Origin of the sequence: Streptomyces sp. CA-249302 (genome assembly GCF_050936785.1) — a bacterium.
Lineage (GTDB): Bacteria > Actinomycetota > Actinomycetes > Streptomycetales > Streptomycetaceae > Streptomyces.
The window spans coordinates 8,083,921-8,110,667 of the sequence record NZ_JBNJMG010000001.1 but is presented as its reverse complement, the minus strand read 5'-3'; the positions used below and the strand labels follow the sequence as shown (position 1 = coordinate 8,110,667).

General features: G+C 71.4%; 23 protein-coding genes and 1 riboswitch. Of the genes, 11 read left to right on the top strand and 12 right to left on the bottom strand.

The features are described from left to right. Positions 1-120 precede the first annotated feature (120 nt). Complete coding sequence (sepH, locus tag ACQEWB_RS36755; RefSeq protein ID WP_432838841.1) at positions 121-1,170, top strand: septation protein SepH; 1,050 nt, start codon at positions 121-123, stop codon at positions 1,168-1,170. Positions 1,171-1,255: 85 nt separating this feature from the next. On the opposite strand, the gene ACQEWB_RS36750 is transcribed toward sepH, so the two are convergent. After that, a complete protein-coding gene (locus tag ACQEWB_RS36750; protein ID WP_432838839.1) occupies positions 1,256-2,107 on the bottom strand; it encodes a sulfurtransferase in 852 nt (283 codons plus the stop codon). A 294-nt stretch (positions 2,108-2,401) separates the two neighbouring features. On the opposite strand from ACQEWB_RS36750, the gene ACQEWB_RS36745 reads away from it, so the two are divergent. Both ACQEWB_RS36745 and ACQEWB_RS36740 read left to right on the top strand, forming a co-directional pair. After that, positions 2,402-3,205, top strand: a complete 804-nt coding sequence (locus tag ACQEWB_RS36745) for a VOC family protein (RefSeq protein ID WP_432838837.1) — start codon at positions 2,402-2,404, stop codon at positions 3,203-3,205. Between the two features lie 35 nt (positions 3,206-3,240). Next, on the top strand, positions 3,241-3,564 hold the full coding sequence (locus ACQEWB_RS36740) for a hypothetical protein (RefSeq protein ID WP_432838835.1): 324 nt from the start codon (positions 3,241-3,243) through the stop codon (positions 3,562-3,564). On the opposite strand, the gene ACQEWB_RS36735 is transcribed toward ACQEWB_RS36740, so the two are convergent. The 4 genes from ACQEWB_RS36735 to ACQEWB_RS36720 are packed head-to-tail and all read right to left on the bottom strand — an operon-like array spanning position 3,561 to position 8,934. Next, entirely contained in the window at positions 3,561-4,208 is a 648-nt protein-coding gene (locus tag ACQEWB_RS36735) for a thymidine kinase (protein WP_432838833.1), read from the bottom strand. The genes ACQEWB_RS36740 and ACQEWB_RS36735 overlap by 4 nt on opposite strands. A 43-nt stretch (positions 4,209-4,251) precedes the next feature. Further along, the gene (locus ACQEWB_RS36730; protein ID WP_432838831.1) at positions 4,252-5,442 is read right to left on the bottom strand and encodes an alkaline phosphatase family protein; all 1,191 of its coding nucleotides are present in this window, start codon (positions 5,440-5,442) and stop codon (positions 4,252-4,254) included. Next, positions 5,442-6,038 carry a DUF5998 family protein gene (locus ACQEWB_RS36725; protein ID WP_432838829.1) on the bottom strand — a complete coding sequence of 199 codons (597 nt, stop codon included), beginning with the start codon at positions 6,036-6,038 and terminating at the stop codon, positions 5,442-5,444. Before ACQEWB_RS36725 ends, ACQEWB_RS36730 begins: the two co-directional genes overlap by 1 nt. A 55-nt stretch (positions 6,039-6,093) precedes the next feature. After that, positions 6,094-8,934 (bottom strand): GNAT family N-acetyltransferase, encoded by a 2,841-nt coding sequence (locus ACQEWB_RS36720; protein ID WP_432838827.1) that lies wholly within the window; start codon positions 8,932-8,934, stop codon positions 6,094-6,096. Positions 8,935-9,131: 197 nt separating this feature from the next. Between ACQEWB_RS36720 and ACQEWB_RS36715 the strand changes: the two genes are divergently transcribed. After that, positions 9,132-9,413: an HPr family phosphocarrier protein gene (locus tag ACQEWB_RS36715; RefSeq protein ID WP_062703811.1), complete on the top strand. Its 282-nt coding sequence runs from the start codon at positions 9,132-9,134 to the stop codon at positions 9,411-9,413. 139 nt (positions 9,414-9,552) lie between these two features. Here the strand turns inward: ACQEWB_RS36715 and ACQEWB_RS36710 are convergent, their stop codons facing one another. The 4 genes from ACQEWB_RS36710 to ACQEWB_RS36695 form a co-directional block, all read right to left on the bottom strand. Then, positions 9,553-10,248, bottom strand: coding sequence for a GntR family transcriptional regulator (locus ACQEWB_RS36710; protein WP_432838824.1), 696 nt, complete (start codon positions 10,246-10,248; stop codon positions 9,553-9,555). A 187-nt stretch (positions 10,249-10,435) separates the two neighbouring features. Further along, entirely contained in the window at positions 10,436-11,200 is a 765-nt protein-coding gene (locus ACQEWB_RS36705; RefSeq protein ID WP_432838822.1) for a M23 family metallopeptidase, read from the bottom strand. A gap of 13 nt (positions 11,201-11,213) precedes the next feature. Further along, positions 11,214-11,376: riboswitch (cyclic di-AMP (ydaO/yuaA leader) on the bottom strand. Between the two features lie 191 nt (positions 11,377-11,567). Next, positions 11,568-12,956, bottom strand: a complete 1,389-nt coding sequence (locus tag ACQEWB_RS36700; protein ID WP_432838820.1) for a M16 family metallopeptidase — start codon at positions 12,954-12,956, stop codon at positions 11,568-11,570. Beyond that, the gene (locus tag ACQEWB_RS36695) at positions 12,953-14,347 is read right to left on the bottom strand and encodes a M16 family metallopeptidase (protein WP_432838818.1); all 1,395 of its coding nucleotides are present in this window, start codon (positions 14,345-14,347) and stop codon (positions 12,953-12,955) included. The genes ACQEWB_RS36700 and ACQEWB_RS36695 overlap by 4 nt, the downstream gene beginning before the upstream one ends. Positions 14,348-14,615: 268 nt before the next feature. Here ACQEWB_RS36695 and ACQEWB_RS36690 point away from each other — a divergent pair, with 268 nt between their 5' ends. After that, entirely contained in the window at positions 14,616-17,072 is a 2,457-nt protein-coding gene (locus tag ACQEWB_RS36690) for a DNA gyrase/topoisomerase IV subunit A (protein WP_432838816.1), read from the top strand. On the opposite strand, the gene ACQEWB_RS36685 is transcribed toward ACQEWB_RS36690, so the two are convergent. Further along, positions 17,069-18,157, bottom strand: coding sequence for a CobW family GTP-binding protein (locus ACQEWB_RS36685; protein WP_432838814.1), 1,089 nt, complete (start codon positions 18,155-18,157; stop codon positions 17,069-17,071). The genes ACQEWB_RS36690 and ACQEWB_RS36685 overlap by 4 nt on opposite strands. Positions 18,158-18,481: 324 nt before the next feature. Here ACQEWB_RS36685 and ACQEWB_RS36680 point away from each other — a divergent pair, with 324 nt between their 5' ends. Both ACQEWB_RS36680 and ACQEWB_RS36675 read left to right on the top strand, forming a co-directional pair. Beyond that, on the top strand, positions 18,482-19,033 hold the full coding sequence (locus ACQEWB_RS36680; RefSeq protein ID WP_432838812.1) for a DUF6082 family protein: 552 nt from the start codon (positions 18,482-18,484) through the stop codon (positions 19,031-19,033). Positions 19,034-19,181: 148 nt separating this feature from the next. After that, a complete protein-coding gene (locus tag ACQEWB_RS36675; protein ID WP_432838810.1) occupies positions 19,182-19,418 on the top strand; it encodes a hypothetical protein in 237 nt (78 codons plus the stop codon). A 170-nt stretch (positions 19,419-19,588) separates the two neighbouring features. Here the strand turns inward: ACQEWB_RS36675 and ACQEWB_RS36670 are convergent, their stop codons facing one another. Continuing rightward, on the bottom strand, positions 19,589-20,749 hold the full coding sequence (locus tag ACQEWB_RS36670) for a citrate synthase/methylcitrate synthase (protein ID WP_432838808.1): 1,161 nt from the start codon (positions 20,747-20,749) through the stop codon (positions 19,589-19,591). A gap of 109 nt (positions 20,750-20,858) precedes the next feature. On the opposite strand from ACQEWB_RS36670, the gene ACQEWB_RS36665 reads away from it, so the two are divergent. The 4 genes from ACQEWB_RS36665 to ACQEWB_RS36650 all read left to right on the top strand — a co-directional run bounded on the left by ACQEWB_RS36665 (position 20,859) and on the right by ACQEWB_RS36650 (position 25,634). After that, positions 20,859-22,112: a citrate synthase gene (locus tag ACQEWB_RS36665; RefSeq protein WP_432838806.1), complete on the top strand. Its 1,254-nt coding sequence runs from the start codon at positions 20,859-20,861 to the stop codon at positions 22,110-22,112. Positions 22,113-22,166: 54 nt separating this feature from the next. Then, complete coding sequence (locus ACQEWB_RS36660; protein WP_432838804.1) at positions 22,167-23,111, top strand: sucrase ferredoxin; 945 nt, start codon at positions 22,167-22,169, stop codon at positions 23,109-23,111. Positions 23,112-23,265: 154 nt separating this feature from the next. Continuing rightward, entirely contained in the window at positions 23,266-24,957 is a 1,692-nt protein-coding gene (locus ACQEWB_RS36655; protein WP_432838802.1) for an ATP-binding protein, read from the top strand. Next, entirely contained in the window at positions 24,954-25,634 is a 681-nt protein-coding gene (locus ACQEWB_RS36650; RefSeq protein WP_432838800.1) for a response regulator, read from the top strand. The genes ACQEWB_RS36655 and ACQEWB_RS36650 overlap by 4 nt, the downstream gene beginning before the upstream one ends. A 55-nt stretch (positions 25,635-25,689) precedes the next feature. Here ACQEWB_RS36650 and ACQEWB_RS36645 read toward each other — a convergent pair whose 3' ends face one another. Then, positions 25,690-26,742: an ABC transporter substrate-binding protein gene (locus ACQEWB_RS36645; RefSeq protein WP_432838798.1), complete on the bottom strand. Its 1,053-nt coding sequence runs from the start codon at positions 26,740-26,742 to the stop codon at positions 25,690-25,692. Positions 26,743-26,747: the final 5 nt, after the last annotated feature.

Below are 26,747 nucleotides of genomic sequence, written 5' to 3'. Positions count from 1 at the left end.
CCGGCCCGACACGCCGGGCAACTCGGCAAGGTTGTGGCAGGCTGCACCCGGGCAGGCCACACTCGACTAGCGGAAGCAGCGACGCACGTGACGTCGGCAGGCACCACCCGGGAGGTCCCCATGCCCGAACTGCGTGTCGTGGCCGTCTCGAATGACGGCACACGGCTGGTGCTCAAGGCTGCCGACTCAACGGAGTACACCCTTCCGATCGACGAGCGGCTCCGCGCCGCCGTCCGCGGTGACCGGCCCCGTCTCGGTCAGATCGAGATCGAGGTCGAGAGCCATCTCCGTCCGCGTGACATCCAGGCGCGTATACGCGCCGGTGCCAGCGCGGAAGAAGTCGCGCAGCTCGCAGGAATCCCGGTCGACCGGGTACGCCGCTTCGAGGGCCCCGTCCTCGCAGAGCGCGCGTTCATGGCCGAGCGGGCCCGCAAGACCCCTGTCCGACGCCCCGGCGAGAACGCGGCGGGTCCGCAGCTCGGCGAGGCCGTCCAGGAGCGGTTGCTGCTGCGCGGCGCCGAGAAGGACACCGTGCAGTGGGACTCCTGGCGCCGCGACGACGGCACCTGGGAGGTCCTGCTCGTCTACCGGGTCGCGGGCGAACCGCACGCGGCGAGCTGGACGTACGACCCGCCCAGGCGGCTCGTCCAGGCCGTCGACGAGGAGGCGCGCTCGCTGATCGGCGAGTCCGAGGACCTCGCCGCTCCGGAGCCCAGCTTCCCCTTCGTCCCGCGCATCGCACGGCTGCCGCGCGACCGCCCGCTGGACGGCGCGCTCCACCGGCCGAGCCCGCCGGCTCAGTCGACCGAGCCCGCCGAGGAGGTCACGGCGAGTGAACGGGACTCGCTGACCAGCCTGTTGGAGGCGGTACCGAGCTTCCGCGGCGACCTGGTGGTCCCGGAGCGCCCGTCGGAGACACCCCCTCCGCCCCCGGAGGAGCCCGTCGCCGAACCCGAGGCGGAGGAGCCGCCGGCTCCCGCGGCCTCGGCCGGTGCCGGTTCCGCCTACGCGGACGTCCTGATGCCCCGTTCGGTCGGCAGCCACCGCGACCGCCTGGTCGGCGCCACGGACCGCCAGGCCGAAGCGGACGGCGTCCGTCCGGGCCGCCGCGCGGCGGTCCCGAGCTGGGACGAGATCGTGTTCGGGACGCGCCGCAAGAAGCAGGAGTAGCCGGTCGTACGGCGGTTGACGCGACGGTACGAGGTGTAAGGGGCCGCGCCCATGGGCGCGGCCCCTTACACATGGCCTGCTCGCCCTACTGGGGCTCGGCCCCCACGGCGACCGGCCGCGACGGATCCGAGGACCACTCCGACCACGACCCCACGTACAGGGCGGCATCGATCCCGGCGACCGCCAGAGCCAGCACCTCGTGCGCCCCCGAGACGCCCGAGCCGCAGTAGACGCCGACGTCCGAACCGCCGCCCGCGCCAAGGGACTTGAAGCGCTCGGCCAGTTCCTCGGCGGGCTTGAAGCGGCCGTCGGTGCCCACGTTCTCGTTCGTCGGCGCCGACACCGCGCCCGGAATGTGCCCACCGACCCGGTCGATCGGCTCCACCTCCCCGCGATAGCGCTCCCCCGCGCGCGCGTCGAACAGCACCCCGGAACGGGCCAGCGCCGCCGCGCCGTCGGCGTCCAGCAGCCCTGCCGCCCCCGGAACCGGCGTGAAGTCGCCCTCCGCGGGCGCCGGCGCGGACGTCTCGAGCGCCCCCTCCCAGGTCGGCAACCCGCCGTCGAGGACCCGCACGTCCGGGTGACCCGTCCAGCGCAGCAGCCACCACGCCCGGGCCGCGGCCCAGCCCTGCCCGCCGTCGTACACGACCACCGGCGCACCGGCCGAGACGCCCGCCCGGCGCATCGCGGCGCCGAAGACCGCCAGGTCGGGCAGCGGGTGCCGGCCGCGCCCGCCGGCCGCGGAAGCGAGCTCCGAGTCCAGGTCGACGTAGACGGCGCCCGGGATATGCCCGGCCGCGTACTCCGCGCGGCCGTCGAAGGACGGCTCGCCGGCCGCCTTGGCCACGCTGAGCTGCCAGCGGACGTCGAGCAGGGTGGGCGGGGTCGTTCCCGCCAGGTCGCTCGCGAGTTCGGAAGCGGAGATGATGGCGTTCATGGCCACCATCCTTGCGCACGGGGTGGCCGCATCGTCCATGCCCGGCTAGTCTGCTCCGCCGGACAGGCCCGATCACGAGGCGTACGGACTCGGGCACATGCTGTACAGCCGATGGACATACGTCGGCCATCGCACGGAAACGGACGGTGAACCGCACACCGGGCATTCTGGGGCACGGGCCCCCGGGCGCGGCGCGCCCGGAGCGCGCGGTGGCACGGGTGGTGCGAGCATCGGCACGGGGATCCGGAGAGCGGAATCGACACGGCCACCGCGAGGGGTCGAGGGAGAGTGACGATGACCGAGGCACGGGGGTCGGCCGGCCCGAACGGCGACGCGCACGCCCGGCACACGCCCGGCACGCCCTGCTGGGTGAGTCTGATGGTGCACGGACTGGCCGCCACCGAGGAGTTCTACGGCGCCCTGTTCGGCTGGGAGTTCGAGCCGGGGCCGCACCAGCTCGGGCCCTACGCCCGGGCCCTGTTGGACGGCTACGAGGTGGCCGGCATCGGCCAGCTCCCGGCGGACCGCCACCTGCCCGTCGCCTGGACGCCGTACCTCGCCTCGGACGACGTGGACCTGACCGCGGAGACGGTACGGCTGTGCGGCGGCACGATCGGGGTGGGCCCCCTGGACGCGGCGGAAGCCGGCCGCCTGGCCATCGGCTCCGACCCCTCGGGCGCGGTCTTCGGCATCTGGCAGGCAGCGGCACACCTCGGCACCGGCATCACCGGCGTCCCCGGCACCCCCGCCTGGAACGAGCTCCAGACCTTCGAGTCGGCGAGCGTGGCCAAGTTCTACGAAACGGTCTTCGGCTACGAGGAGGAGCCCACCGCCTCCACGGACCTGGACTACGTCACCCTCCACATCGCGGGCCACCCGGTGGCCGGCATCCACGGCGTCGGCCACGCCCTCCCCCGCGACCGGGGCCCACACTGGATGACGTACTTCGAGGTGGCCGACACGGACGAGGCGACAACCCGTCTGGTCGACCTCGGCGGCCACGTCCTGAAGCCCCCGGCCGACACCGCCCACGGCAGGGTGTCAACGGTGGCCGACCCCGAAGGAGCCCGCTTCTCCCTCGTCCAGAGCCCGCACTGAGTCCTGGCTCGCCAGAAGGACCGCACAGGCAGATCATGGTGGCCGTCCCCGCTCTGGCACTGGCTCCCGCCGCCGACGGGATGGTCGGGGACACGCTGACTCTCACGGGCACCGGTGTCCACAACGACTCCCCTTCCAATGGAGCCACCGTGATCGACAAGGCGGGTCAGCGTTTCAGCGTCACGGTGGAGAACACGACGGCCGGCCCGGGGTTCCCCGGAACGGTGGCCATCAGCCCGGGCAGGACGGCTCTCGGCTTCATCACCTTCGCCGTGGCGAACGGCTCCCGTGTCGTCACCGTCCAGTTCGCCATGGACAGCGGCTTCTCCGACGACGTCGGTGAATGGGCCGTTCCCTAAGCCGACGAAACCGGCAGCACATCCGGGGACAGGGCTGCGGCTCGGGCCGTTGACGCTGTCATGCGGCGGCTGAAGTGGCGGCGGCAGAGGACCTCGTAGCCGATCGTGTCCGACTGGTCGACGTCGCCCACGACCACCTGGGCGCCCTCGACCACCATCTCGCCGCCTATCGTGCGGGCGTTGTGGGTGGCTCGGGCGCCGCACCAGCACAGGGCCTCGACCTGGAGGACCTCCACGCGGTCGGCGAGTTCGACGAGGCGTTGGGAGCCGGGGAAGAGCTTGGAGCGGAAGTCCGTGGTGATGCCGAAGGCGTAGGCGTCCAGGCCCAGGTCGTCGACCACACGGGCCAGTTGGTCGATCTGCTCCGGCGCCAGGAACTGCGCCTCGTCGGCGATCACGTAGTCCGCCCGGCCGCCCTGCGAGAGGTGGTCGACGATGTACGCGTACAGGTCCTGGTCGTCCTCGACCTCCACCGCGTCCGTGACCAGGCCGAGGCGCGAGGAGAGCTTTCCCTCGCCCGCCCGGTCGTCGCGCGTGAAGATCATGCCCGCCAGACCCCGCGCCGAGCGGTTGTGCTCGATCTGGAGAGCCAGCGTGGACTTCCCGCAGTCCATGGTTCCGGAGAAGAACACCAGCTCGGGCATGGGGAGTTGAACACCTTTCGGTGAAGAAGGGGGGTGCAGGGCCTCAGGAGCGTACTTCGAGCAACGGGATCAGTTGTTCGGCGGGGGTCATCGAACCGTGGTTGCCGACCATCGCCGACTCCTTCGGCTCCCGCTCCGACGCGATGATCAGCACGTCGTCCCGCGCGGCCGCGACGACGTCGCCGATCCGGGCGTACACCCGCTCGTCGACGCGCGGCCCGAACCAGCCCGCGGTGATCGCCTCGTCCCGCGAAGCCACCCAGAACTGCTCGCCGAGCACCTCGCGCCAGCAGGTCAGGACGTCGTTCTCGGCGCCGGGGACCGCGTACACGTGACGGGCACGGCCCTCGCCGCCCAACAGGGCGACCCCGGCGCGCAGTTCCCAGTCCTCGTCGAAGTCGATGCGGTGCTGCTCGTCGAACGGGACGTCGATCATGCCGTGGTCGGCGGTGACGTACAGCGCCGTGCGCGGCGGGAGTTGCTCGGCGAGGCGCTGGACCAGCCGGTCGACATGCATGAGCTGGCCGCGCCAGGTGTCCGACTCGACGCCGTAGCGGTGCCCGGCGCCGTCCAGCTCGGCGTAGTACGTGTAGACCAAGGAGCGGTCGCCGGCGGCCAGTTGCTCGGCCGCGAGATCCATCCGGTCCTCGCCGGACAGCCGCCCCAGGAACGTTCCGCCACTGAGCGCGACCTTGGTGAGCGGCGTATTCTGGAAGGTCGGGGAGGACACCTGGGCGGCGTGCACACCGGCCGCGTGGGCCAGTTGGAAGATCGTGGGATACGGCTGCCACGCGCGAGGCGACGTCCAGGGCTGCCAGCGCAGCTGGTTCATCAGTTCGCCGGTCTCCGGATTGCGCGCGGTGTAGCCGGGCAGGCCGTGCGCGCCCGGCGGCAGGCCGGTGCCGACGGAGGCGAGCGAGGTCGCGGTGGTCGCCGGGTAACCGGTGGTCAGCGGGCGCCCGGTGCCGCCGCGCGAGCTGCCGAGCAGCGAGGTCATGAACGGCGCCTCGTCCGGGTGCGCCCTCAGCTGCTCCCAGCCGAGCCCGTCGATCAGGAACACGCAGTTCCGGTCGGCGGGGGTCAGCTCGGTGATCGCGGAGGTCGTGTCCGGTACGCCCATGCCCGCGGCCAGCGTGGGCAGCAGGTCGGCGAGGGAGCCGCTGCCGTACTCGGGCAGCGGGGCGGAGTCGACGGAGAGAGGTTCGGGGTGGGCGTCCCAGGGAGCGTGGACCATCAGCGGGTGGTGTCCGCGGTCGCCTCGGAGAGCGCCTGGGCGAAGGCGAGGGCCTGGCGCACGGTCTCGGGGCCGTCGCCGGCCTCGCTGACGCGCAGGCTGAGGTCGTCCGCGGTGGAGTTGCCCGTGTAGCCGTGGTCCGCCTCGCAGTTGGGGTCGCCGCAGGCGGCGGGCTCCAGGTCGATACGGGAGACAGCACCCCAGCCGATGGTCAGCACGACCTCGCGGGGCAGCGTGCCCGGCTGGTACTGCTCCGGATTGGCGACCACCCGGCTGAGCACGACCGAGGAGATCCGGCCGAGCTTGACCGACTCGGTGGAGGTCGTCGCGTACGGCGTCGGGGAGGTGGTGTCCGCGGCCTGCTCGTCGGTGTGGCTGACGATGAAGCGGTTGCCGGTGAGGACGAGCACGGTCACGTGCCGCCGCACCTCGTTCTGGTCGAACGTCGTCTCCTGGTGGACCAGGTACGACCGGATGGGCTCGCCGCCCACGGCGGCCTCCACCGCCTCGGCCACGAGGGCCGGGTAGTAGCCGCTGCGCTCGATCGCCGCTCGCAGCCCCTGGGTCGTCGTACTGGTCTTGGCCATGACGTCCATCCTACGGGGGTGCACTGACTGCGAGGCACCGGTCAGGGCTGTCTCCGGGCTCGTCTCAGTAGACGGGAAGGGTGCGCGGGCCGAGGTCGTCGCGCGCGGGCGGGGGCGCGAGGCGCACGGAGGCGCCGAGAACGCTCAGGCCACGCGGGGCGACGACGACCGGCTCCAGGGTCACCGCGACGACCTCGGGGTGGTCGTCGACCAGGCGCGACACCCGCAACAGCAGTTCCTCCAGGGCAGGCGTGTCGACCGGGGTCGAGCCGCGCCAGCCGAACAGGAGCGGTGCCGTCCGGATCGACCGGATCAGCGAGGTCGCGTCCCGGTCGGTGACCGGGACCAGCCGGTGCGCCATGTCGCCGAGCAGCTGCGAGGCCGCCCCGGCCAGTCCGAAGGACACGACGGCCCCGGCCGCCGGGTCGATGACGGCCCGTATCACCGTGTCCACCCCGCGCGGCGCCATGCCCTGCACGACCGGCCGCAGCTCCTCGGGCTTCCCGAACAGCTCGGTCAACTCGGCGTACGCCCGCCGCAGTTGCTCCTCGTCCGCGAGATCCAGGCGTACGCCGCCCAGGTCGGCGCGGTGGCGCAGGTGCGGGGCGGTGGCCTTGAGGGCGACGGGGTAGCCGAGCGTCCCGGCGGCCCGTGCGGCGTCGTCCGCGGTGAAGGACGGGACGGCCCTGCGTACGGCGATTCCGTACCGCCCGAGCAGCTCGCAGGTCTCCTCGGTGCCGAGGGTGAGGCCCTGTCCGCGCGTGAGCATGCCGTCGATCTGGGCGGCGGCGCCCTTCTCGTCGATGTCCTCGTACTCGGGCACCTTGCCGGGCTCGGCGGCCTCGCGCCGCCACTGGGCGTACTTCACGGCTTCGCCGAGGGCCCGGACGGCGCGCTCGGCGGCGGGGTAGGCGGGGATGAGGCGGGGTTCGGTGTCAGGGGGCCGCGGCGCCCCGGGCGGGGTCGGTGCGGAGGACGGCGGGGGCAACTGCTGCGAAGGGCGGAGCCGGCGGGCACCGGAGGCCTTGGCCTCGGCCTGCGGTGCGGTGCCGGCCGCGGCCGACAGGGCTTCGGCGAGCCCGCCGAGCTCCACATGTACGACGAGCACGGGCTTGCCGGGGACCTGTTCCGCGGCGGACCGCAGCGCCTCGGCCAGCTCGGCGTCCGCGACCGAGGCCTCGCCGATCGCCGGGATCGCGGTGACGACCACGGCGTCGCACGAGTCGTCCCCGAGGGCCCGCAGCAGCGCCGCGTGGAAGTCGCCCGCCGTGGCCCCCGTGGTCAGGTCCAGCGGCTGCTGCGGCCTGAGCCCCTCGGAGAGGCAGGCGTCGTACGTCAGCAGCCCCAGCGACTCGGAGTTGCCGAGGATCGCCACGCGCGGGCCCTTCGGCAGCGGTTGCCGGGCCAGCAGCAGGCCCGCGTCGACGAGTTCGGTGATGGTGTCGACACGGATGACCCCGGCCTGCCTCAGCAGCGCGGACACCGTCGCGTGCGGCAGGCGCGTGGCCCGTACGGCGTGCCCTTGCGGTGCGCTGCCGGCGCCCTGGACGACTACCAGCGGCTTGGCGGCCGCGGTGCGCCGGGCGAGGCGGGTGAACTTGCGCGGGTTGCCGATGGACTCCAGGTACATCAGTACGACGTCGGTGTCCGGGTCGTCGTACCAGTACTGGATGACGTCGTTGCCGGACACGTCCGCGCGGTTGCCGGACGACACGAAGGTCGAGACGCCGGTGACCCCTGTGACGCCGCCGCCGCGCCGGTGCAGCCGGGACAGCAGGGCGATGCCGATGGCGCCGGACTGGGCGAACAGGCCGATGCGGCCGGGGCGGGGCATCTCGGGGGCGAGGGAGGCGTTGAGCCGTACCTCGGCCGAGGTGTTGATGACCCCGAAGGCGTTCGGCCCGATGATCCGCATGCCGTACGTGCGCGCGTGCCGCACGAGTTCGCGCTGGCGCTCGCGCCCCTCGGGCCCGCTCTCGGCGTACCCGGCGGAGACCACGACCAGCCCCTGCACTCCGTGTTCGCCGCACTCGGTGACGACCTCGGGCACCTGCTCGGCGGGCACGGCGACGACCGCGAGGTCCACGTGCCCGTCGATGTCCCGGACCGAGCGGTGGGCGGGGATGCCGTCGAGTTCCTTGAGGTCGTCGGGGAAGGCCTTGTTCACGGCGTACAGCGAACCCGTGAACCCGGCGTCCCTGATGTTGTCGAGAACGCTGCGGCCCACGCCCCCGGCGGTGCGCCCGGTGCCGACCACGGCGACCGAGCCGGGCACCAGGAGCCGCCGTACGGACCGCGCCTCCGCGCGCTGCTCACGCGCGCGTTGGACGGCGAGCGAGCGGTCGGTGGGTTCGAGGTCGAACTCCAGGCGTACGACGCCGTCCTCGAAGTGGCGCTGCTGGGTGTAGCCCGCGTCCGTGAACACCTTGATCATCTTGGTGTTGGCGGGCAGCACCTCGGCGGCGAAGCGGCGGATGTCGCGCTCGCGGGCGACGGCCGCGATGTGCTCCAGGAGGGCGGAGGCGACACCACGGCCCTGGTGCGCGTCCTGGACAAGGAAGGCGACCTCGGCCTCGTCGGCGGGGGCCGACGCGGGCATGCCGTCGGCACCAATGCGGTCATAGCGTACGGTGGCGATGAACTCGCCGCCGACCGTGGCCGCGAGTCCCACCCGGTCCACAAAGTCGTGGTGCGTGAAGCGGTGGACGTCCTTTGCGGACAGACGCGGGTAGGGCGCGAAGAAGCGGTAGTACTTCGACTCGTCCGACACCTGCTCGTAGAAGCTGACCAGGCGCTCGGCGTCATCAACGGTGATGGGGCGGATGCGTGCGGTGCCGCCGTCGCGCAGCACCACGTCGGCTTCCCAGTGGGCGGGGTACTCGTGCCGGTCCGACGAGGTCTGCATGGGCCCCAGAGTACGGCTCGCGTCCGACAACGGCGCGAGGCAGTCTGTGGAGAACCGACAGCAGAGCGGGCAGGACGGAAGTCGGGCCGAGGCCGCGGCCCGACTACTCACACCGGACGGACGAAGGTCCGGTCCGGGCACGCTTCGCGTGTGGGAAACTGGTCTAGACAACCCTGAACACCGAAGGGCAGCATCACATGGCTGAGCGCCGCGTCAACGTCGGCTGGGCCGAGGGCCTCCACGCCCGCCCCGCTTCCATCTTCGTCCGGGCCACCACGGCCGCAGGTATCCCGGTGACGATCGCCAAGGCCGACGGCAACCCCGTCAACGCGGCCTCCATGCTGGCCGTCCTGGGCCTGGGCGCCCAGGGTGGCGAGGAGATCGTCCTCGCCTCCGACGCCGAGGGCGCGGACGTCGCCCTCGACCGTCTGGCCAAGCTGGTCTCCGAGGGCCTCGAGGAGCTTCCCGAGACCGTCTGATCAGGGCATCACAGAAGGGCTCGTCCGAATTACCGGGCGAGCCCTTCGCATTTCCTCCACCGGGATCGCCGAATTCCCGATCGGGGGCAGCATGAATAACCCCCGCGAATTTCTCACTTCTTTGTATACGGCGCCCGTGTTAATGCCGCAGGCTCGGCATGTTTACGGCATGTTGCGAGTTCCTCACACGGTCGGTGCGATCGCCGCCGGAGGTGAACCGCAGCCGGTGCACCGCGCTGGAGCGCTCGGTGTGCAGCGAGGTGACGGCACGCGCGCGTTCGCTGTCGCCACGGGCCACCGCGTCGACGATCGCGCCGTGCTCCGCCCAGGACTCCACGGGGTTGACGGGGGCGTCCACGGCGTACATCCAGGCGATCTTGTGGCGCAGCTGCGTCAGCATCGAGGTCAGCGCGGGGCTGCCGGAGGCCTGGGCGAGCGTCTCGTGGAACCAGCTGCCCAGGGAGCGCAGATCCTCGCTGCTGCCCCTCCTGGCCCGCTCCTGACCCAGTCTCACCAGGCCGCGCAGGACCTTGAGGTGGGCCTCTGTACGCCGCTGGGCGGCGCGGGAGGCGCCGAGCGGCTCCAGGAGCATGCGCATCTCCAGCAGGTCGGCGGCCTCCTGCTCGTTCGGTTCGGCCACGCACGCGCCCGCGTGCCGCCGGGTCACCACGAAGCCCTCGGCCTCCAGGGTGCGCAGGGCCTCACGGACGGGGACGCGCGAGACGCCGTAGCGACGGGCCAGGAGTTCCTCGGTGAGGCGGCTCCCGCGCTCGTAGACACCGGCGACGATGTCGTCTCTGATCGCCGTGCATACCGAGTGCGCCGGAATACGCATGACCGACCTCCGTCTTAATCCCCGTGAAACGTCGCCGATTGACGTGTGTTCGGTGACTCTATTGCAAACGGCGGGAATTTCCGACGGGGGGTCGGAATCCATGGATATTTTTTGGACACCAAGGTGACGGAAACGGCGAAACCCCGGCTCGGGGAGCCGGGGTTCCAGGAGATCCTGCGGTCCGTCGTCAGACGTTCACGCCGTGCGAGCGCAGGTAGGCGACGGGGTCGATGTCCGAGCCGTAGTCGGGGGTCGTACGGGCCTCGAAGTGCAGGTGCGGTCCGGTGACGTTGCCGGTCGCGCCGGAGAGGCCGATCTGCTGGCCCGGGGTGACGGTCTGGCCCACCGAGACGCCTATGGACGACAGGTGACCGTACTGGGTGTACGTCCCGTCGCTCATCTTGATCACGATGTTGTTCCCGTAGGACCCGCCCCACCCGGCCTCCACGACCGTGCCGGAGCCGACCGCGTGGACGGACGTACCGCTCGCCGCGTGGAAGTCGATGCCGGTGTGGCTGCCGGAGGACCAGAGGGAACCGCCGGTCTTGTAGCCCGTGGAGACGTACGAGTTGGAGATCGGCGCGACGAAGGTGTTGAGGCGCTTGCGCTCGGCCGCGCGGGCGGCGCGCTCCTTGGCCTCACGCTCCGCCTTGGCCTTGGCGGCGGCCTTCTTGCGCGCGGCCTCCAGGGCGGCCTTCTTGCGGGCGGCCTCCTCGGCGGCCTGCTTCTGCGCGTCGGCCTGGGCGTCGATCTTGTCGGCTATGGAGTCGCCGATGGCGATGACGGGGTTGAGGCCGGTCTGCTCGACCGAGTTGTCGGCGGCGAGCGCGGGAGACGCGAGGGTGCCGATGACACCGGTGGTGGCGAGGGCGGCGACGCCGGCCGCCTGGACGGTGGAACGCTTGACGCGGCTGGGACGGCGGTGCTTCCCGGTGGCGCACATGAACGCCATGTACTGGCTGGTCCTTTCCTTCCTTCTCGCCTACCGGGTTAGCTGACGGGTTCGGAGCAGGAAGGTCTCCTACGGACCCCCTCGCTGGCGCGCGGGCGTCCGATTCACCCCAGGGACTTCGATGGGTCCCCGGCTCCCCTGGCTCGCGCCGTACGGGGACTCGGCGATGACTGCCCGGTGCCACGGATGCGGCGCGGTGCCTGACGGACAGCCCGGACGACGCTAAGCGGGCCCGCTTTCAATCCCCAAACGGATCACGGTGTTTGTAGCGCATCCCACAGGGCAGACAGGCAACCTCCGCCCCAATTCGGACATACGAGGGCCCTGGTGACACTTCAGTCACCAGGGCCCTCACGCGCGCGTGCCCCTACTCGGCGGCCACCACGGTCACTTCACCGATGCCGAGGGCCTCCACGGGCGCCTTGATCTGCGCCGCGTCACCGACGAGGACGGTCACCAGGCGGTCCACCGGGAAGGCGCTCACTGCCGCCGCGGTGGCCTCCACGGTGCCGGTCGCGGCGAGCTGCCGGTACAGCGTCGCCTGGTAGTCGTCGGGCAGGTGCTGCTCGACCTGGTCGGCCAGCGTGCTCGCGACGGCCGCCGCGGTCTCGTACTTGAGCGGCGCCACCCCGACGAGGTTCTGCACGGCGACGTCCCGCTCGGCGTCGGTGAGGCCGCCCTCGGCGAGCGTGCGCAGCACCTTCCAGAGGTCGTCGAGCGCCGGGCCGGTGTTCGGGGTGTCGACGGAGCCGCTGATGGCGAGCATCGAGGCGCCGGTGCCGTCCGGGGCGGAGCGCAGGACCTGGCCGAAGGCCCGCACGCCGTAGGTGTAGCCCTTCTCCTCGCGCAGGACGCGGTCCAGGCGGGAGGTGAGGGTGCCGCCCAGGCAGTACGTGCCGAGCACCTGCGCGGGCCACACGCGGTCGTGCCGGTCGGCGCCGACGCGGCCGATGAGCAGCTGCGTCTGGACGGCGCCGGGGCGGTCGACGATGATCACGCGCCCGGTGTCGTCGGCGGTCACCGGGGGCACGGGGCGGGGGTCGGCCTTGGAGCCGGTCCAGGTGCCCAGGGTCTCGCCGAGCAGCGCGTCCAGGTCGATGCCGGTGAGGTCGCCGACGACCACCGCGGTGGCCGTGGCGGGCCGGACATGGCGGTCGTAGAAGGCACGTACGGCCGCCGCGTCGATCTTCTCGACGGTCTCCTCGGTGCCCTGGCGCGGGCGCGACATCCGCGAGGTCGCCGGGAACAGCTCCTTGGAGAGCTCCTTGGCGGCCCGGCGGGAGGGGTTGGCCAGCTCGTGCGGGATCTCGTCGAGGCGGTTGCGGACCAGCCGCTCGACCTCGCTGTCGGCGAACGCGGGCGCCCTGAGGGCGTCGGCGAGCAGACCGAGCGCCTTGGCCAGGCGGGAGGCCGGTACCTCGAGGCTGATGCGGACGCCCGGGTGGTCGGCGTGCGCGTCGAGGGTGGCGCCGCAGCGCTCCAGCTCGGCGGCGAACTCCTCGGCGGAGTGCTTGTCGGTGCCCTCGGAGAAGGCGCGCGCCATGATCGTGGCGACACCGTCGAAGCCGGCCGGTTCGGCCTCCAGGGGCGCGTCGAGGAGCACCTCGACGGCGACGACCTGCTGGCCGGGGCGGTGGCAGCGCAGCACGGTGAGGCCGTTGCCGAGCGCCCCGCGCGTGGGTGCCGGGAACGCCCACGGCTTGGCCTCGCCCGCCTGGGGCTGCGGGTGGAACTCCATCGTGGCGAGCTCGGTCACTTGGCCGCCTCCTCGTTCTTGTCGCCGGCTTCGACCGTGGCCTCGGCCTCGGGGTCATCGGGGAGATCCGCGTCCTCGGCGGCCTCCGGGGAGACGGGCTCGTAGACGAGCACCGCGCGGTTGTCGGGCCGCAGCCGGGCCTTGGCGACCTCCTGGACCTCCTGCGGAGTCACCTCCAGGACGCGCTTGACGGCGGTCAGGGCGAGCTGCGGGTCGCCGAACAGGACGGCGAACCGGCACAGTTCGTCGGCGCGGCCCGCGACCGTGCCGAGGCGGTCCAGCCACTCGCGCTCCAACTGGGCCTGGGCGCGCTCCATTTCCTCGGCCGTGGGGCCCTCCTCGGCGAACCGGGCGAGCTCCTCGTCGATGGCGGTCTCGATGACCGGCACCTCGACGTCACCGGAGGTCTTCACGTCCAGCCAGCCCAGGGAGGGCGCGCCGGCCAGCCGCAGCAGGCCGAATCCGGCCGCGACGGCCGTACGGTCGCGGCGTACCAGGCGGTTGTACAGGCGGGAGGACTCGCCGCCGCCGAGGACGGTGAGCGCCAGGTCGGCCGCGTCGCACGCGCGCGTGCCGTCCTCGGGCAGCCGGTAGGCGGCCATCAACGCGCGCGCGGGGACCTCCTCCTCGACGACCTCGCGCAGCTGCTCGCCGATGATCTCGGGCAGCGAACCGTCACGGGGCGCGGGCTTGCCGTCGTGCGCGGCGATGGAGCCGAAGTACTTCTCGACCCAGGCGAGCGTCTGCTCCGGGTCGATGTCGCCGACCACCGACAGGACCGCGTTGCCCGGCGCGTAGTACGTGCGGAAGAACGAGCGCGCGTCCTCCAGGGTCGCCGCGTCCAGGTCGGCCATCGAGCCGATCGGGGTGTGGTGGTAGGGGTGGCCCTCCGGGTAGGCGAGGGCGGTGAGCTTCTCGAACGCGGTGCCGTAGGGGACGTTGTCGTAACGCTGCCTGCGCTCGTTCTTGACGACGTCGCGCTGGTTCTCCATGGACTCGTCGTCCAGGGCGGCGAGCAGGGAGCCCATGCGGTCGGCCTCCAGCCAGAGGGCGAGCTCCAGCTGGTGGGCGGGCATCGTCTCGAAGTAGTTGGTTCGCTCGAAGCTGGTGGTGCCGTTCAGCGAGCCGCCGGCGCCCTGCACCAGCTCGAAGTGGCCGTTGCCCTTGACCTGGCCCGAGCCCTGGAACATCAGGTGCTCGAAGAGGTGAGCAAGGCCGGTGCGTCCCTTGACTTCGTGGCGCGAGCCGACGTCGTACCAGAGGCACACCGCCGCGACCGGGGTCAGGTGGTCCTCGGAGAGCACCACGCGCAGCCCGTTGGCCAGGCGGTGCTCGGTCGCTGTCAGGCCCCCGGTGCCTGCCTGGTCTGTGGCCGTGTGACCCATGGGCATGTACGTCCCTTCACCTCGCGGATGCGGTGGTTGAAACCGCGGTTTTCCTGCCGGTCCTGCCACTGTATGCAAGCGTGCGGATCGTCGGCGAAGTTCCCGCGGGACGTACGCCCACAGCGGATCGCGTAGCCTGCGGGCAGCCGCGGCGGAGTTGACCCCGCGCGCCGGGTGGACCGCCGACACCGGGTCCTGACCCCTGTTGTCAGTGCCACGGTCCACAATGGTCCGCGTCAGATACCGTTCACGCTTCAGCAAGGAGCCGGCAGCGATGGCCCGCCGCAGCACGAAGACCCCGCCGCCCGACGACTCGTTCGAGGAGCGGATCCTCGACATCGACGTCGTCGACGAGATGCAGGGCTCCTTCCTCGAGTACGCGTACTCGGTCATCTACTCCCGCGCCCTGCCCGACGCCCGCGACGGCCTCAAGCCGGTGCACCGGCGCATCGTCTACCAGATGAACGAGATGGGGCTGCGCCCCGACCGCGGCTATGTGAAGTGCGCGCGCGTGGTCGGCGAGGTCATGGGCAAGCTGCACCCCCATGGCGACGCGTCGATCTACGACGCCCTCGTGCGCATGGCCCAGCCCTTCTCGATGCGCGTGCCGCTGGTCGACGGCCACGGCAACTTCGGTTCGCTGGGCAACGACGACCCGCCGGCCGCCATGCGGTACACCGAGTGCCGCCAGGCCCAGGCGACCAGCCTGATGACGGAGTCGATCGACGAGGACACGGTCGACTTCGCGCCCAACTACGACGGCCAGGAGCAGGAGCCGGTCGCCCTCCCGGCCGCCTTCCCGAACCTGCTGGTGAACGGCTCCTCGGGCATCGCGGTCGGCATGGCGACGAACATGCCCCCGCACAACCTCGGCGAAGTCATCGCGGCCGCCCGCCATCTGATCCGCTATCCGAACGCGGATCTGGAAACGCTGATGAAGTACGTCCCCGGCCCCGACCTGCCCACCGGCGGCCGGATCGTCGGCCTCGCCAGCATCCGGGAGGCGTACGAGACGGGCCGCGGCACCTTCAAGATCCGCGCCACCGTCGAGGTCGAGACCGTCACCGCCCGCCGCAAGGGCCTGGTCGTCACCGAGCTGCCCTTCACGGTCGGCCCGGAGAAGGTCATCGCCAAGATCAAGGACCTGGTCGGTTCGAAGAAGATCCAGGGCATCGCGGACGTCAAGGACCTCACCGACCGCGCGCACGGCCTGCGTCTGGTCATCGAGATCAAGAACGGCTTCGTGCCGGAGGCCGTCCTGGAGCAGCTCTACAAGCTGACGCCGATGGAGGAGTCCTTCGGCATCAACAACGTGGCGCTGGTGGACGGCCAGCCGCTCACCCTCGGCCTCAAGGAGCTCCTGGAGGTCTACCTCGACCACCGCTTCGAGGTCGTACGGCGCCGGAGCGAGTACCGCCGCACCAAGCGCCGCGACCGCCTGCACCTGGTGGAGGGCCTGCTGACCGCCCTCGTCGACATCGACGAGGTCATCCGGCTGATCCGTTCCAGCGAGAACAGCGCGCAGGCCAAGCAGCGCCTGATGGAGCGCTTCTCGCTCTCGGAGATCCAGACCCAGTACATCCTCGACACCCCGCTGCGCCGTCTCACCAAGTACGACCGCATCGAGCTGGAGTCGGAGAAGGAGAAGCTCAACGCGGAGATCGCCGAGCTGACCCGGATCCTGGAGTCGGACACCGAGCTGCGCAAGCTGGTCTCCACCGAACTGGCCGCGGTGGCCAAGCAGTTCGGCACCGATCGGCGGACGGTCCTGCTGGAGGCGTCGGGCGCCCCGACCGCCGCCGTACCGCTGCAGGTGGCGGACGACCCGTGCCGGATCCTGCTCTCCTCGACGGGCCTGCTGGCCCGTACGTCGAACGGCGAGCCCTTCCCGGAGGACGCCGACGCCAGGCGCGTGAAGCACGACGTGATCGTCTCGGCGGTCCCGGCGACGGCGCGCGGCGAGGTCGGCGCGGTCACGTCCTCCGGCCGCCTCCTGCGGATCAACGTCGTAGACCTCCCGCAACTCCCCGAGACGGCGTCGGCGCCGAACCTCGCGGGCGGAGCGCCTCTGTCCGAGTTCCTCACCCTGGAGGACGACGAGACGGTGGTCTGCCTGATCACACTCGACGAGTCCTCCCCCGGCCTCGCGCTCGGCACCGAGCAGGGCGTGGTCAAGCGTGTGGTGCCCGACTACCCGTCCAACAAGGAGGAGTTGGAGGTCATCACGCTCAAGGACGGCGACCGGATCGTCGGCGCGGTCGAGCTGAGCACCGGCGAGGAGGACCTGGTCTTCATCACGGACGACGCGCAACTGCTGCGCTACCAGGCCTCCCAGGTCCGCCCGCAGGGCCGCCCGGCGGGCGGTATGGCCGGCATCAAGCTCACCGACGGCGCGAAGGTCATCTCCTTCACGGCGGTGGACCCGGCGGCCGACGCGGTGGTCTTCACGGTCGCGGGCTCGCGCGGCACGCTCGACGACTCGGTCCAGACGACGGCCAAGCTGACCCCGTTCGACCAGTACCCGCGCAAGGGCCGGGCCACCGGCGGCGTCCGCTGCCAGCGGTTCCTCAAGGGCGAGGACTGCCTGTCCCTGGCCTGGGCGGGCCCCGTCCCGGCCAAGGCGGCCCAGAAGAACGGCACCCCGGCCGACCTCCCCGAGATGGACCCGCGCCGCGACGGCTCGGGCGTGTCCCTGCCGAAGACGGTGGCGGTGGTGGCGGGTCCGGTCTAGGCCGGCGGGTCCGTACGGTCGTCTTCCGGATCCTGTACGTAGCGCAGGACGCCCCACATACCGTGCTCGTCGGCGGTGTGCGGGGCGTCTGCCGTGCAGGCCTCCAGCTCCTTGCCGAGGGCGGCCGTGTCGATGCCGGAGCCGATGAGGACGAGCTGGGTGAGGCCGGGGTCACCGGCCGCCCGGGCTTCCGGGTAGAACCGCAGGAACCTCCCCACGGCGTGTACGGCGTAACGGTTGCGGACGTCGTACGCGCCGAAGTCGACGTACCCCTTGATCCGGTACAGCCCCTCGGGCCGGCTGTCGAGGAACGCCATCAACCGGCGCGGATCCATGGGCGCTTCGGAGCTGAAGGACAGGCTGTCGTACGCCGTGTGGAGGTGACCGGCGTGCTCGTGCCCGTGCCCGCCGCGCGCGTCATCCTCGTCGTGCTCGTGCAGGTCGTCGAAGGAGAGCTGACCGATACGTTCCTCGCTGGGCCGGCAGTCGAAGAGGAACTCCGGGTCGATACGGCCGTATGTCGCCGGTACGACGGCGGCGCGGTCGACGAGCGACCGTACGACCCCGAGGACCCTCTGCCCCTCCTCAGCCCGGTCGAGCTTGTTGACGACGACGAGGTCGGCGAGGGCGAGATGCCGGTCGAGCCCGGGGTGCTTGGCGCGGGTGTCGTCGAACTCGGCCGCGTCGACGACCTCGACGAGACCGCCGTAGACAACCCCCGACTGCTCGCTGGCCAGCACCATCCGCACGAGTTCCTCCGGCTCGGCGAGCCCGCTCGCCTCGATGACGATCACGTCGATACCGGCGCCGGGCCGGGCGAGCTTCTCGAGGTACACGTCGAGTTCGCTGACGTCGACGGCGCAGCACAGGCATCCGTTGCCGAGCGAGACGGTGGAATCGCCGAGCGCGCCCGCGACGGCCATGGCGTCGATCTCGATGGCGCCGAAGTCGTTGACGATGGCGCCGATACGGCTGCCACCGCTGCGGTGGAGGAGGTGGTTGAGGAGCGTGGTCTTGCCGGAACCGAGGAATCCGGCGAGGACGACGACCGGGATCTGCCGACGGCTGTGGCTCGGCTGGCTCAACGTGCGACCCTCTTCCGCGCTTCCGTGTGCGCCGGATCGCGGCTGCGGCGCACGTACGAGATTTGAATGCCGGACCAGGATACGAGCCGGAATAATCACTGCGAAGTGAACGATTGTTAGCAGCTCTTGCGGGGCAGACGTTGGGCAAGGCGCCGGAGCGTGCGACCCTCGCATCCCTCCGTGCGCCTCCTCTCCGCCTCCCCGCCGATCAGAGCCGCTCGGCACCCTGGGAGACGGCAAGCGCCGCCCACCGCTCGCCGGTCCCCTTCAGTCGACCCGCACCCCGACGACCGGCGGACGGCCGCCTGATCGGGGGTAGTTGACATGGCCACACAGAAAGACGCAGCGGGGAGGCTCGGTTTCGCCGTGGCCGGCCTGCTGCTCGCCACCACCGGGATGGCCCTGGCCGCAGGACGTCGGCGCGTCGAGGCGGAACGGCTGGAGACGAAACGGTTGGAGCTCGAGGAGCGGGCCGCCCGCCGCAGGGCGCTGGCGCACCAGCAGCGCATGCATTGGGAGTTGCTGTCCAGGGCGATCGACGATCCGTCCCTGGCCGCGGTGATCGACACCTACGACTCGCGCATTCCGGAAGCGAAGCGGCGGCAGTACTTCTACGCCAACGCCTGGTACGTCAACCTGTACCACCTCTATCGGGCGGGGATCGTCAACCAGGAGCAGTTCTACGGTCATGCGCGCGAGCTCTTCCAGAACCCCTTGATGCGCGAGTACTGGGAAGCCTCCAAGGGGCAGCGCGCGACCCTGAAGACGTCGTCCGACGAGGCGCGGCTGGGACGCATGGTGGACAGCCTCATCAGGGAGATCGACGAGGCCGACACGGACGAGTGGTGGGTGGTGGGCGACCCGCTGTCCGACTGAGCTTCCGACGGTCCGGTCCACCAGTCAACGCAGGGGTATCAGCAGCCTGGTCGAGTGACTTTCGTAGATGCAGACGCACGTGCATCAGCAATCCCAGTAGCCTGCTGCCCACCACTCTGCCCAGATCGTGTGTAAGGACCGGTATCCCTTGAAGATCGTGCGCCGCATCGGTGTGCCTCCAAGCGCCCGTGGCAGTGCCTCAGGAGCCAACTGCCCGGACGTTTTCGAACTGAGTGACGGAAACTTCGCCGTCATCGGTACGGAGGCCACCGAGTCGCTGGAGCATGAGCTCCCCGCAGACGCCTCGAGAGCCGACTACGAACGCATTGTCGTCGTGAGCCGGGAGACGCTGATCCGCGCCAAGGCGGACATCCCCGACGCCTGACCCCATCGCACGAGCACGCGTCCACCCAGACCCGTGTCGTCCCACCTCCCGGCCGCGCGCCACCGTTGAGCGAGCCGGTCCCCGACCCGGCGAGCAGCCGGTACCCCGTCACTGCTCGATCTCCACCGATGAGGCCTGGCGTCAGAACGGCACCAGGCCGCACGCGTTCCTCACGCCGGCACCGCCACCGGCGCCCCCGGCCCCACATACCGCGCCACCGGCCTGATGATCTTCCGGTCCTCCGCCTGTTCCAGGATGTTCGCGCTCCAGCCCACCACCCGCGCCGCCGCGAAGGTCGGGGTGAACATCTCGCGGGGCAGGCCGCAGAGTTCCATGACGACGCCCGCGTAGAACTCGACGTTCGTGTGCAGTTCCCGGCCGGGCTTCAGTTCCGCCAGGATCGCCTCCACCTGACGCTCGACCTCCACGGCGAACGCCACCCGCGGACCACCGAAGCTCTCGGCCACCTCGCGCAGCATCCGGGAACGGGGGTCCTCCGTACGGTAGATCGCGTGGCCGAAACCCATGATGCGGTCGCCGGTCAGCACACGTTCGCGGATCCACGCGTCGATGCGGTCCGGCGTCCCGATCGCGTCCAGGGTGTCCAGCGCCCGGCTCGGCGCGCCCCCGTGCAGCGGACCCGACAGCGCCCCCACGGCCCCGACGAGACACGCGGCCACGTCCGCCCCGGTCGACGCGATCACCCTCGCCGTGAAGGTTGACGCATTGAAGCCGTGATCAATGGTTGAGATCAAGTACTGCTCGACCGCCCGCGCCTGCCGCGCGCCCGGTTCCGAACCCGTCAGCATGTAGAGGTAGTTGGCCGCGTAGGACAGGTCGTCGCGGGGTTCGACCGGGTCGAGGCCCTGACCCAGCCGGTACAGGGCCGTGAGCAGGGTCGGTACGGCCGCGGCCGCCACGAGGGTGTCCCGGCGCCGCTCCTCCGCGTCGATGTCGTACACCGGCCGGAAGCCCTTGGCCGCGCCGAGCAGCGAGAGCGCGGTGCGCATGCCGACCAGCGGGCCGGAGCGGCCGCTCGCCGCCGCGATGGCGGGCAGCGCCGCCCGCACCTCGTCGGGCAGTCGCCGCAGGGCGGCCGTCTCCGCGGCGAACGCCACCCGCCGCGCCGCGTCCGGCAGTTCACCGTGGACCAGGAGATGCCAGACGTCCTCGAAGCCGCGGGTCCGGGCGAGCTCGACGGCCGAGTACTGACGGTAGTGATAGAAGCCCTCGCGCCCCCGGACGTCCCCGATCTCGGTGTCGGTGACGACGACGCCGGCGAGTCCCCGCGGGACGTCGACGGTGACGGCTGCTGACCTGTTGACGGACATGATTCCTCCCTGGACTTGATTTGACTGTCCATGCTTGACTGAGCTTCTGTCAATATTGATTGGATCAATGTAATCAGTCCATACGTCGTGATGCCGATACGGTGACCCCATGCGCGATCAAGAGCCCTCCCCCGGTCCCGCCGAGCAGCGGCTGACCACCAAGGAAGCCGCCGAACTGCTGGGCGTGAAACCCGAGACCGTGTATGCCTACGTAAGCCGCGGCCAGCTCAGCAGCCGACGCGTGCCCGGCGGCCGGGGCAGCACCTTCGACGCCGCGGAGGTGTCCGCGCTCGCCCGGCGCAACAGGCGGGAGAGCAGCGGGAGTCCGGCGTCCGGCGGCGAGCTGTCGGTCCGGACCCGGATCACGCTCATCGAGGAGGACCGGTACTACTTCCGGGGCGTCGACGCCACCCAACTGGCCACCGCGCACTCCTACGAAGAGGTCGCGGAGTGGCTCTGGACCGGGACGCTGCGCCCCGGCATCGCCTTCACCGCGCCGAAGGCCTCGGTCACCGTGGCCCGCCGCGCGGTCGACGCGCTGCCCGAACACGCCGGTCCCACCGACCGGTTGAGGGTCGCGGCGATCGCCGCCGCGGTGGCGGACCCGCTGCGCTTCGACCTCTCCGAGGACGCCGTGCTCGGCACCGCGCGCACCCTCATCCCCACCCTCGTCGCAGCTCTCCCGGCCCGGCGCGGCCACCGCGACGAGGGCCCGCTGGCCCGCCGGCTGTGGGCGCGGCTGAGCGGGAGCGAGCCCGATGAGGACTCACTGCGCGTCCTGGACACCGCCCTCGCCCTGCTCGTCGACCACGACCTCGCCGCCTCGACCCTGGCCGTCCGCGTCGCCGCGTCGGCCCGTGCCCACGCCTACGCGGCCGTCTCCGCCGGCCTCGGCGTGCTCGAAGGCCCCCTGCACGGAGCCGCCAGCAGCCATGCCCACCGGCTGCTGCTCGACGTCCTCGACCGGGGCGACGCGGCCCCCGTGATCGCCGAGGAGCTGCGCGCCGGCCGCCGCATCCCGGGACTCGGCCACCGGCTCTACCCCGGCGAGGACCCACGCGCGCGTGTCCTCTTCGGCCTCCTGGAGCAGCTCCCGCACGCGGCCCCCGCGCTCGCCGCGGCCCACGACATCGTGGCCACCACCGCCCGTCACACCTCGCTGCACGCCAATGTCGACCTCGCCCTCGCCGTCTTCACCACGTCCTCCGCAATGCCGTCATCGGCGGGCGAGACGATCTTCGCGGTGGCCCGTACGGCGGGGTGGATCGCACACGCCCTGGAGGAGTACGGGGAACGTCCGCTGCGCATGCGCCCGAGCGGCCACTACGTAGGTCCGAAGCCGCCTCAGCCCCTGCCGGAGTAGGACACGACCGCGCCAACAAGTCGCCACGGGCCGAGTCAGGTTAGGCTCACCTCTGTGAGTACGTGCTCAACCGCGTCGCGGGTGCTCGACGAGCCCCTTGCGGGAACCGCGGCCACCGCGCGGACCTGGCTGCTGCTGGAGCAGCCCGGTCCCTGGGGCGCCAAGGCGCTCACGTCGAGCCACCTCGATTCGGCACTCGGCCGCGCCCTGGAGGCGGCCGCGAAGGGCACGGGCGTCCGCATCGCGCTCATCCGCCGGCCCGGACGGCACGCCGACTGCGGCACGCCCGCCGCCCGGCAGGTGTACGCGGCCCACACCGTGCCCGGCAAGGTGTGGCTGCACTCCGCCACCACCCGTGACCCCCGGGAACTGCTCGACCTGGACTTCGCCGCGCTCGGCAGGGGCGAGGTCCAGAGCTTCGACTCGGCCCTCGGCGCGCGGCCGCACACGGGCGACCCGCTCGCGCTCGTCTGCACCAACGGCAAGCGCGACCGCTGCTGCGCCCTGCTGGGCCGCCCGCTCGCGGCCGAGCTCGCCGCCTCGGGGGTGGAGGGCGTCTGGGAGGTCACTCATCTGGGTGGTCATCGCTTCTCGCCCACGCTGCTGGTCCTGCCGTACGGCTACGCGTACGGCCGCGCCGAGGCCCACGCCGTCAAGGAAGTCCTGCACGGCGCCCAGGAGGGACGGATCGTCGTCGAGGGCTGCCGCGGGAGCTCCGCCTGGGAGCGGCCCGGCCAGGCGGCCGAGCTGGCCGTGCGCTCGCAGGCGCGCGTGGAGGCCGCGGAAGCCCTGACTGTCGTACGGACGGAGGGTGCCGCCCCGCGCTGGGAGGTGACCGTCGCGCACGTGGACGGGCGCCGCTGGCGGGTCGTCGTGGCCCAGGGCGCCTCGGCGCCGCCCCGCCCGGAGAGCTGCGGCACGTCGATCCTGGGCGCGCCGGCACGCATGGACGTCGTGGAGGTCCGTGAGGTGGTCAGGACAACCGCACTGGCGAGTTGATCAGGACGGCTGGAGCAACAAGTTGATCAGGACTGCCGGATTCACGAGTCCATCCGGTCGATCAACACCACGACCTGCACGTCTCAGCATTGATCAAGAGATCCATGCCACACCCCCTACGGCAGTTCCGGCGCGCCCACGTACCGTCGTGGGTATGAGCCCCACTCCCCCCGCACGCCGCCTGCGCCTCGGTATGCCGAAGCGGATGTTCTCGCAGGTGCTGCTGATGCAGGTGGCGATCGCCGCGGGGGTCGCGGTGCTCGCGACCGGACTCTTCCTCGCACCGCTCAGCCATCAGCTGGACGACCAGGCGATGCGCCGCGCGCTCTCGATCGCGGAGACGACCGCGCAGGAGCCGCAGATCGCCGAGGAGCTCCGGACCACCGCACCGTCGCCGGACGGGCCACTGCAGAAGGCCGCGGAGCGGATCCGCAAGGCCACCGACGCCCGGTACGTCGTGATCATGGACTGGCGGGGCGTGCGCTGGTCGCACACCGACATCAAGCAGATCGGCGGCATCGTCTCGACCAACCCCGGCGAGGCCCTGGCCGGCAACGAGGTCATGGCGATCGACAACGGCACCCTGGGCCGCACGGCCCGCGGAAAAGTGCCGCTGTACGACGCCGAGCACCGGATCGTCGGCGCGGTCTCGGTCGGCATCGCCTACGACAGCGTGCGGGCCCGGCTGCTCAGCGCCATCCCGGGGCTGCTCGCGTACGCCGGCGGCGCCCTGGCAGTCGGTGCGCTGGCCGCCTGGCTGGTCTCCCGCCGGGTCCAGCGGCAGACCCGCGACCTCGCCTTCTCCGACATCTCGGGGCTGCTGGCGGAGCGCGAGGCGATGCTGCACGGCATCCGGGAGGGCGTCGTCGCCCTGGACCGAACCGGCAGGGTGCGCCTCCTCAACGACGAGGCGCACCGCCTGCTGGGCATCGACGAGGAGGCCGTCGGCCGCTCCCCCGACGAGGCGCTCGGCGAGGGACGTACCGCCGACATCCTGGCGGGCCGGGTGACCGGCACCGACCTGCTCACCGTCCGCGGCCAGCGTGTCCTGGTCGCCAACCGCATGCCCACCGACGACGGCGGCGCCGTCGCCACCCTGCGCGACCGCACCGAGCTGGAGCAGCTCGGCCGGGAGCTCGACTCCACGCGCGGACTGATCGACGCCCTGCGCGCCCAGGACCACGAGCACGCCAACCGCATGCACACGCTTCTCGGGCTGCTGGAACTGGAGATGTTCGACGACGCCGTGGACTTCGTCGGAGAGGTGGTCGGCGACCACCGGGCCACCTCGGAGCAGGTCACCGAGAAGATCCACGACCCGCTGCTGGCCGCCCTGCTGGTCGGCAAGGCGACCGTCGCGGCCGAGCGTGGTGTCGCCCTGTGGATCTCGGACCGGACCCGGCTGCCCGACCGGTTGATCGACCCCAGAGGGCTCGTCACCGTCGTGGGCAACCTGGTCGACAACGCGCTCGACGCGGTGGCGGGCACTCCGCACGCGCGCGTGGAGGTCGAGTTGCGCGCCGAGGGGCGTACCGCCGTCCTCAGGGTGCGCGACACCGGGCCCGGAATCCCGGCGGAACAGCGGGAGTTGGTCTTCACCGAGGGGTGGTCCACCAAGGAGCCGCCCGCCCACCGCAAGCGCGGCATCGGGCTCTCCATGGTGCGCAGGCTCGCGGAGCGGCAGGGCGGCAGCGCGACCGTGGAAGAGGCGCACGGTGGCGGCGCGGAGTTCACCGTCGTACTGCCCGAGGCGCTCACCGAGCCTGGGCCGGAGTCGGAACCGGCCCAGTCGGAACCGGCCCTGAGCGCATCCGAGGACGCGCCCGTCAAGGAGGAGTCGCGATGATCGAGGTCCTGGTCGTGGACGACGACACCAGGGTCGCGCAGGTCAACGCGGCCTACGTCGAGAAGGTGCCGGGCTTCCACGTCGCCGGCGAGGCGCACAGTGCGGCCGAGGCGCTGCGCCGGCTGGAGACGCTGCCTCGCCTGGATCTGGTCCTGATGGACCACTATCTGCCCGACGAGACGGGTCTTGCGGTCGTCCAGGAGATGCGCCGGCGCGGCCACCAGACCGACGTGATCATGGTGACGGCGGCCCGGGACGTGTCGACCGTGCAGGCCGCGATGCGGCACGGGGCGCTCCAGTACCTGGTGAAGCCGTTCGCGTTCGCGGGCCTGCGCACCAAGCTGGAGGCGTACGCGGCGCTGCGGCGCACGCTGGACGGCGGCGGAGAGGCGGAGCAGGCCGAGGTGGACCGTATCTTCGGCGCACTGTCCGCGCCTTCGGAGCCGGGGCTGCCCAAGGGCCACTCCCCCACCACCGCGGAACTGGTGCGCCAGTCCCTGATGAGCGCCGAAGGCCCGCTGTCGGCCCAGGAGATCGCCGACCGGACGGGAGTGAGCCGGCAGACCGCCCAGCGCTATCTGAAGCTCCTGGAGCGCACGGGCCGGGCCCGGCTCACCCTCAAGTACGGCGACGCGGGCCGCCCTGAACACCGTTACGTGTGGGCGACCCGCGCCTGAGGGCACGGCCGTTGGGGGCGGGGGAAGGGGCCGTACCCCCCTCATGGATACGTACTCAGTGCGCGGCCTTCTCCACGAACTCGGTCGTGAAGGTCTTGCTCAGATCCACCTTGGCGTTCTTGATGTTGGGGTTGAACGCCTTGAGCACCTTCTCAACAGTTGCGGGACCGTCGGCGGGCATCACGCCGTCCTTGGTGAACATCGGCAGCGAGCTCTCGATGGCCGCGGCGTAGAGGACCTTGTTGCCCTGCGAGTAGTCGGCGGGCATCTTGTCGGCGATTTCCGTCGAGCTGTGGGTGGACATCCAGTTGAGCGTCTTGACGAATGCATTGGCCAACTTCTGGACGGTGTCCTTGTGACCGTTGACCCAGTCCGTCTGCATGTACAGGCTTGACGACGGGTACGGACCGCCGAGCGCCTCCTGGGATCCCTCGGGCGTCCGCATGTCGAGCAGGACCTTGCCGGCCTTCTTGTCGAGGATCGTGGCGACGGTCGGGTCGGTCGTCATACCTCCGTCGATCGCGCCCTTCTGGAGGGCCGAGATGAAGGTCGGTCCCGCTCCGACGGCGACCGGCGTGAACTCGCTGACCTTCACGCCGTTCTTGACGGCGAGGTACTTGGTGAGGAAGTCGGTCGACGAACCGAGGCCGGTGATGCCGAGCTTCTTGCCCTTGAAGTCCTTGGGCGACTTGATGTCGCCCTCCGCCTTGGTGGAGACGATCTCGACCTCGCCGGGCGCCTGCGAGAACTGCACGACGGACTCCACGGACTTGCCCTTGGTCTGCAGGTCGAGGGTGTGGTCGTAGAAGCCGACGGCCCCCTGGACCTGCCCGGAGACGAGCGCCGTCTCGGCCTGGACGCCGGCCGGCTCGCTCAGCAGCTCGACGTCGAGGCCCTCGGCGTCGAAGTAGCCCAGGCGCTGGGCGAGCATCGCGGGCAGGTAGATGACCTTGTCCAGGCCGCCGACCATGATCTTGACCTTCGTACCCTTGCCGTCGCCCTTGCTGGTGGAGGCGGTGCTGGCCGCGTCGTTGGCGCAGGCGGTGAGGGAGGAGAGGGCGAGCAGGCCGGCGGCGGCCAGGGAGGCGTATCTGGCGGACTTGCGCATGAGGG